We start from the raw sequence: 6,247 nt of genomic DNA on the forward strand, positions 1-6,247 counted from the left end.
CTCGCTTACGCCTCTGTCTGGAGCAGCGGCACGGTACCCGCTCGAAGGAGACCCTCGCCTTCCGCTACAGCTTCTTGCAGTTGCTCGACGAGTTGGCGCAGGCTCGCGTCGAGGTCGACCTGGTCTCTCGTCTCCGCGACGATCGCTTCACGCACGTCGTCGACGAACGGCTGCCAGGTGTCGCGAATGCGCTGCGTGCACTCCGTGACGACCTGTTGGCGCTTCTCGGCTGCCGCCTTGTCCTGGTTCAGGCGCGCGCGATCTGCTCTCTGCTCGTCGATGACTTTCGCCAGGTAGACGGCAAGGGGAAGCGCGGCTTCGGCGATGCCGATGTGCCGTCCCAGGTCCCCAGCCGCCTTCACCGACCTGGCCTTCCCGTCGGCGATTGAGCCGGGTGCCTTGTTCGCGACCTTCAACATACCGAGCAACATGGTCCCGACCGTCTCGACATGTTCTGCGGCACCGCCGGGCCCTGCCGGGGTCGTGGAGGCATCCTCCCCGGACCCGAGTGCCGCGACCAGCGAAGCAAAGCCGGCCCAGGAGGGTCGGGCGCGCTCTCGCTCCTTGGTCTTGCGGACAGACTGCTGCAGCCGCTGGAGGCGGACATCGTGCTTGGTGAACCACTCGTCGAGCGTGCGCTGAATCTCGGCCTGAAGTTCATCGGCGCCGGAAGTCGGTTCCCATGACCGCCGCGTCACCTCCTCGACGAGACCGTCGAGGCCGGCTTGGGCGGCCCGATCGAGAGTGTCGAGTTCGCTCTCCCATCCCTCGCGGCGAGCGACGCCACTGGCAGCTATTTCGGCACGTGCCGTGTAGTCCGACAGTTGCCTCCGCAGTTCGGTCACGGTTTCGTCCAGGACCGCTGCCCAGTACCGTTGCCCGGCCGAATGTCGCCATCCGGGCAGTGCCGAAGGGGACACGGCCGCGAAAGCATCCGCTAGGTCCCTCATGCCGTCCCAGCCACGGAACTCATCCCAGGTCTCTCGGCTGAGATCTGTGTCCGGCCCTGCCGTCTGGAACGGGTCCTGCGAGACAACGAATACTGGTGTTCTGCCGTCCAACTCGAACAGTTCCCGCAACTCGCGAACCTTTCGATGGCTCAGTTCCCGGTACTCCGACAGGTCGTACTCTGGGTCCACACCCGCCTCGTCGAACCGCGAGATGACGAACCACATCGTCCCCACCGGCCACCCCTGCGTGAACAACTTCTGAAGCATGTCTCGTTCGGCAGTGGCCAACTGCGGAGTCAGTACCGCGATGCCGACGTCGGTGAGTCCGACCGCCGCCATCGCTCGGCGCGAATTGTTTTGTGCACGAATGTCGGACGCACCCACCGCAAATCCGGGGGTATCGCGGATGATGCACCCACCGACCTCGGCGTCGTTGACCTCGAAAGTTTCGTGGCGTGCGCTGATCGTGAGCCAGCCGGGAACGTCGCTGCCCGAGTCGACGAGCAACCGGCGGAGCAGGGAACTCTTGCCGGTGTCGTACGACCCGAAGAGGGTCACGACCGGTCTGTCCGTCTTCGCGAACGCGTCCCATTCGTCGACGTACTGCCCGATCAAAGATCCGCCTGGAAGTCGCCCCAGCCAGTCCCGCACTGCATTGATGTCGACCACGGTTACTCGTTCCCCTCTGGTGTGCCGATCAATTCGTCCGCGGCCGTGATCAAGGCCCCGACTGCCTCGGCATGCGCTTTCGCCGAGTCCATCCGTTCCCTGATCGATGATTCGAAATCGAGATGCTCGTCGAGCAATATTTCGAGCTCCTTGGTCCGCTGCTCGAGGTATCCGACGGGGCCTTCCCCCTGCTCGCCGTGCATGATCTGTTCGACGATCCCCGCAGCCGCTTCGTCAATCACCTGCAATGCCGACTCCTGCTGGTGCTTGTGTTTCCCAGCCTTGTGGATGTCATTGGCCATCGTTGCGGCATCCACGGCGGCAGCGACGACCGCGAGGATGAATCCGGCCTTCGCGACTTTGGCGCCGCCCTTCACTGCACCCCACGGCTTGAACTTGTGGCCGAGCTGCTTGCCGATTGCGTAGATCGCGTCCCGGTTTCCAAGGGCTTTTACAAGCGGCGCTGCGGCTCCTGCGACGTTTCCAGCGCCCTCGGTTAGATCCTCGTACCAGGTGTCTTCCTGGGCTTTGAATCCTGCCGCGAACCCGGGTGTCACCTGGAACTCAGCAGTGCGTATCTCGCGTCCGATTGCTGCTATGTGGTCGCTGTACCACTCGTCCAGTACGCGCGCCGCGTCGGCAAGGTACCGTTCCAGATCAGCTTCGAACTGTGGAGCCTTCCACCAGGAGTCGACAAGGTTCTCCAGCTTCTGGTGGTCCTTTCGATCGAGTTCCGCGACTACGGATTTTGCCGCTACCAAGCGGCGGTCCACCACACGGCGGGCGTCCTCTCGCAGTGAACCTTCGAGAACTACGGCGTCGTTTACTGCAGCCCGCAGGGTAGCGAGCACCGGTTCCGAGCGACGCAAGTCATTCGTGCCGTCGACCTGCACCTGGTGAAGCGTTTGCTGGTGACGCTTGAGTTCGGTGACCGCCGCATCGAAGGCGGCCGACGACGCCGCAGTAGACAGCTGCTCGTCGGACAGACCTGATAGGGCGCTCGTCAATGCAGTCACGCCGTCCCACAGCCGATTCTCGTCGAAATCGCCGGGTTCTGCCGTTGCATCGCCTCCCACCAGGCCGAACGGATCGCCGGACAAGCAGTGGATTCTGTCGATCTCTACTTCGATGGAACGAGCGGCGAAGGCTGCACGAAGTTCCTCGCGTTTGCGGTTCTGCAGGTTGAGAAATACCTCGGGTGCGGTCAGCGGATCCACGCCCAGCTCGTCGCACCGATTGACGAGGAACACCATCCGCCCGCCTTTTGAAGCAAGCATCTCCGAGCCGCGCGAGAGGCCGTCCAATATCGAGGTGTTGCCGACCAGTAGATTGATGTGGACGACGACGAACACGAGAGCAGCCTCGGCGATCGCCTCGAGTGCGACGGTGTCGTGCTCGTCGTGTCCACTCTGCAAGCCCGGTGTGTCCACGAGATCGAACCGGGGCAATGGGTAGCAATTCGCGGCTATGGTCGCGGGCAACGCCCTGATGTCGAACGCTGCGTGCGATTGCTGGCTGCTGTCCACCATGATCCGACGGATCAACGACGACTTTCCCGAGTTGTAGTCACCGAGAACGGCAATAGCTGGTCTTGCCCCGTCGACGCGCCAGAAGGCTCGCGCAATATCGAACAGTGCCGGGTCGCATCGGGCCGCGTCCTCGAGGTCGTCTCGCCACGAGTGGATATTTGCCGTCGACGGTGCGCTCCACGCCGCGGCTATTGCGCGCGTCAGCCGACTGTTGTCCTCCTCCCGGCGAGTCGAGTACACCTCGTGGACGGCACGGTCGATCTGCGCCGAGCGGTGGTCGATGTCAGACTCGAGCCAGTCCTCACCCAACAACACCCGGGTCACCTCGGCCGGGGATTCCCCCATCCGATGCTGAGCCCGCAGCAGGACGTCGGTCACAGCGGGTGCGGGCTTGATCGAACCGGCGTAGGTCTGCAGGCTGTCGATCAAGTGCCCGATCCGGCTGCGCGCCATGCGAAGCTCGATCGCAGCACGGAGCGACTCACCGACCGTAGGAGCCAACAACGTCCACGCCGCTTCCCGGCTGTCGCGGACGAGGGCATCCTCGTAGCCGACGAACGTCTGATCCACAGCGCGATGGCAGTCTGCAATTGCCTGAGCCTTCGCTTCTCGTGCTTGCTGCGACGCTTGCTGGCTCATCTTCTTGCCGAAATGCTGCTGGATCTGTCCTGCGATCCCGACGCCCGCGGCAGCCGCGCCGAGTACCCAACCTACGGGGTTCCAGAAGAGGGCCAACGCAGGTACCGCAAGGGCGGCGCCCACACCCACCGCGATGCCCGCCCCCCTGACAACATCACCCGCCACACCGCCGCCCTCGTCGCCGAGGATCACCGCGGCGTGCGATACCGCCGTCCCGTTGTCGATGGACTTATGGTCGACCGCGACTTCAAGCTCACGCTGCAGGAACGCCCGGCGATCCGCCCAAACGGCTTCCGCCGCAGCGGAAATGGCATCTTGATCGAACACAACCTTCATGAACGTCGACTCGTCGACCGCTGTGTGCTCGGCGAATGCCCTCCGGATCAGATCATCCGCTTTGGCCATCGCCTGCCGGCTGCATCCCGCAAGGTGCGAGGCAGCGAGGTGCCGGACGAATCGGTCCAATGCCCCTTTGACCGGCGACGTGTACGGGCGGCCCCGCGCCTGCTCGGACACGTCAACCAGATCCGCGCTGAGAGCCGCATCGTGCAGCCACACGGCACGTTCGACGTCTTCCGGATAGCCCAACACCGCGAGCAGCGACTCGACCTCTCGTTCGAGGGATTCCGCTTCCTGCTCGATCTCGACCGCCAGATCTTCGAGTTCGCCGACCCCGCGGCGGCACCGTGATCGGATGTCCTCGCGCAGCGCGGTCAAACGAAGATCGGCGCCGCCTTCCGCGATTGAGGTGGCTATCAGGCGCTCTAGCGTCCCGAAGTTCGACCAGCGATCGAGGTAGTCCTTACCGAACTCCTCCCGTTCGTGGTGCAAGTTCTCCGGGGCTGGGCCGTGGAAGGGGGTCGTGGCGCGCGCGAACAAGGCGCGTCGGCTGTGGATCGCGACGACCGGTGTGTCGGGCAACCCAATCTGTACGAGCTGGGTCCGAATGTTGTCGGTGTGCTGGCGAACCGCTTCGGACAGATTCCTGCGGCGAGCCTTGGGAACTTTCGTGGGGTGGCGCCAGCGCGAATTGCGGACGTTGAGGACAGCCACCACCGGCTTTCCGTGGTCGCGGATCCAGGCGGCGATCTTCTCGAACTCCATCTCCTGCTGAGACTGGCTGTCGAAGCACAGAAGCACGAGGTCGGCGATCTCGACTGCCTCGCGGGCCTTGGCCTCGAGATCGTCGCGGCTCTCGGTCCGTCCCCAGCCGTTGATCCCGGGTGTGTCGAACAGTCGGCAATCCCGCCACTCGATTGGACGCACCTCGGTGGTCCAATCGCTGACACCCGGTGAGACATACTCCCCGTCGAGCTGGCCAAACGCCGACAACAGGGTGCTCTTTCCGACGCCGGTACGTCCGAAGAACGCGATGTTGAACGATCCGAGCGACTCGCGCTCACGATCGAGATGACGTAGCAGTTCCCCTGGAAACCCACGAGTGAAGTCGTCCAGTCGGGTGATCAAGCCAGACGAGGACGGCGCGACGCGTTGCTCTCGCGCAAATGCGCCGACGAGGTCGTCCGTGATGCTATTAAGGCGCGTCAGTTCCGCGCGTCCCTGCTCGACGGCCGATCGAACGGCCTCCTCGAGCGACACCACCTCTATCGTCAACTCGTCATCTCTTTCTGCTGCCGGATTGGGCATGACGCGACGGTGATGCTCGTCGAGCTGTGCAGAGCCTGGCGGGCGACCTTCACGGACTTGCCGGTGAAGTCGGGCATGGTCGATCCGGCGGCCGGTGGCGGGGCGCCTCTTTCAGGGGCGGGGCAGGTCTTTTCGAGCGTGACCGTGGTGAAGTCGACCTTGGTGTCGGTCGGATGTTCGCCGGGCGTCCGGGTCTGCCAGCAGACCTTCCAATTGGGGTCGAAGGGCTGCATGTGGCCGTGCCCGAGGGCGGCGTGCGAGGTCAGGCTGCAGAAGCCGGCGGCTTGAGCCTGGCCCTGCGCGGACTGCAGGCCCTTGCCGATCACGTCCGGCAGGGTGGCCGTCTTCTTGTCGTCCGTGGCGGGCGCGTGGCTGGCGGCCAGCGGCTGGTCGTTGGCGCTCTGCGCGCTACAGGGCTTGCTGCCAGCAGTGTCGGTGCCTTCGCAGGCGGTGAGCATGAGCGCGGCGATGGTGCGGGTGTGCATGATCCCCCCTGAGCGGATCCGCTACTGAGGGACCATCATGCGACGTGTGTGGCCTGAGTGAAGGCACTGTAACGGTGCTGTGACACGACGAAGCCCCAGGCGGGGTAGGGCCTTGCTCCCCCGCTAACGCAGCGGCGTCGACTTCGTGGTGGGGTTCGGCGCATGGGGTAGCTGCTGGTCCGCCCTGCGTCTCCACAGGTCCGCAGGTCTCGGACACTCGGTCATGGGAAGGGGGGGGGGGGGGGGGGGGGGGGGGGGGCGGGGGCGCGCCCCCCCCCCCCCCCCCGGCGACGACGTCTGCCGCAGGATCGTCGAGATGGGGATCCCC

3 protein-coding genes are annotated in these 6,247 nt (G+C 64.7%); all 3 read right to left on the reverse strand.

Features of this window, described 5'->3' with window-relative positions:
* Nucleotides 1-5: 5 nt before the first annotated feature.
* From ACIBAE_RS00050 to ACIBAE_RS00060, 3 genes are read right to left on the reverse strand one after another with little or no spacing between them, the layout of a single operon-like run.
* On the reverse strand, nucleotides 6-1,619 hold the full coding sequence (locus ACIBAE_RS00050; protein WP_399281429.1) for a hypothetical protein: 1,614 nt from the start codon (nucleotides 1,617-1,619) through the stop codon (nucleotides 6-8).
* 2 nt (nucleotides 1,620-1,621) lie between these two features.
* On the reverse strand, nucleotides 1,622-5,434 hold the full coding sequence (locus tag ACIBAE_RS00055) for a GTPase (protein WP_399281430.1): 3,813 nt from the start codon (nucleotides 5,432-5,434) through the stop codon (nucleotides 1,622-1,624).
* A complete protein-coding gene (locus tag ACIBAE_RS00060) occupies nucleotides 5,398-5,919 on the reverse strand; it encodes a hypothetical protein (protein WP_399281431.1) in 522 nt (173 codons plus the stop codon). The genes ACIBAE_RS00055 and ACIBAE_RS00060 overlap by 37 nt, the downstream gene beginning before the upstream one ends.
* Nucleotides 5,920-6,247 lie beyond the last annotated feature (328 nt).

The sequence above is a fragment of the Streptomyces sp. NPDC051569 genome (assembly GCF_044454085.1).
Classification (GTDB): domain Bacteria; phylum Actinomycetota; class Actinomycetes; order Streptomycetales; family Streptomycetaceae; genus Streptomyces.

Bases quoted from the DNA above. Each gene is read 5' to 3' on its own strand.
- ACIBAE_RS00060 (WP_399281431.1), bottom strand. From the start codon at position 5,919: ATGCACACCCGCACCATCGCCGCGCTCATGCTCACCGCCTGCGAAGGC.
- ACIBAE_RS00055 (WP_399281430.1), bottom strand. From the start codon at position 5,434: ATGCCCAATCCGGCAGCAGAAAGAGATGACGAGTTGACGATAGAGGTG.